A 909-nucleotide genomic window follows, 5' to 3' on the forward strand; every position below is an offset into this window, starting at 1 on the left:
CGAATCGAACTCGGCGATGTTGTTCGTGACTTCGAGCAGCGCCAGGGCGGTGGCCGTGGGTTTCGCCTCTGCCGCAGCGGTGGCGGGGTCGACGTCGGGCTGGTTGGCTGCCGGGGTGTCCACGTCGAAGGGCGGCGTGGCGGTTGCGTCAGGCGCGGAGCCGACCTTCGGCAGCGCTGAGTAGTCGCTCATTTGGGACGCGCTCATGACAGCACCCCGTGATCGGTGTAGCCGCGAACGCGGAAGTACATGGCCACGGCGAGCACGCAGCACAGGGAGGTCAGCAGGCCATAGCCGACGGGCTCCGGCGCCGTGTGCATCAGGCGCGCGATCTGTTCGAGCATGCTGACGCTGAACACCGTCAGCGCGGCGCCAACGGCTGCCAGGGCGAGCAGCGCGGAAAGGGCGCAAGCCAGCATCACGACGTTCAGCCGCGATGCCCCGTCCGGCGCATGCGCCTCGTTGGCGGCGCGCCGGGTGACGCACATGAAGACGAACTCGCCTTCAGGGACCGCGCTGAACGAAGGGCGCTCTCCGTAGGGGAGGGGTTGGAGTTCCAGCACGCGGGGCGTGCTGACGTCAGGCGGGAGCTTGCTTGTTGATGTCATGGTTGGCTTTCTGCGGTGGTGGTGGTGAAGGGGTGGCGCTWCTCGCGCGCGGCGTCACGCTTCGCGATGCGGGCATCGCGCAGGGCGTCGTTGAAGTTGTCGGCCGAGGCCTGAAGGGCGTCGGTGTCGGACGGCTTGACGTCCAGATATGCGGTCAAGCCAAGCCACACGGCGATCAGCAAGATCGTCAGGACGACGTTGATTGCCTGCGTGCCTGCTGCTTGAAGTTGTTGCGCCTTGTTGGGGGCGGCGCAGTCCTTGTGTTGCTTGTCCAATCTCTTCTCCTGCCAGGCAGTAACGG

Annotated in this window: 3 protein-coding genes; all 3 read right to left on the bottom strand. The window is 66.4% G+C overall.

Annotated elements, in window-relative coordinates; translation table 11 throughout:
• On the bottom strand, positions 1 to 192 hold a 192-nt coding region (locus AC1DTN_RS37415), incomplete at its 3' end, for a hypothetical protein (RefSeq protein WP_477925160.1).
• 11 nt (positions 193 to 203) lie between these two features.
• Complete coding sequence (locus AC1DTN_RS37420; protein ID WP_477925162.1) at positions 204 to 608, bottom strand: hypothetical protein; 405 nt, start codon at positions 606 to 608, stop codon at positions 204 to 206.
• A partial coding sequence (locus AC1DTN_RS37425) for a hypothetical protein (protein ID WP_477925164.1) occupies positions 605 to 909 on the bottom strand: 305 nt, incomplete at its 5' end. The genes AC1DTN_RS37425 and AC1DTN_RS37420, both read right to left, overlap by 4 nt.

The sequence above is a fragment of the Rhizobium sp. 01T444 genome (assembly GCF_056398305.1).

Bases quoted from the DNA above. Each gene is read 5' to 3' on its own strand.
- AC1DTN_RS37420 (WP_477925162.1), bottom strand. From the start codon at position 608: ATGACATCAACAAGCAAGCTCCCGCCTGACGTCAGCACGCCCCGCGTG.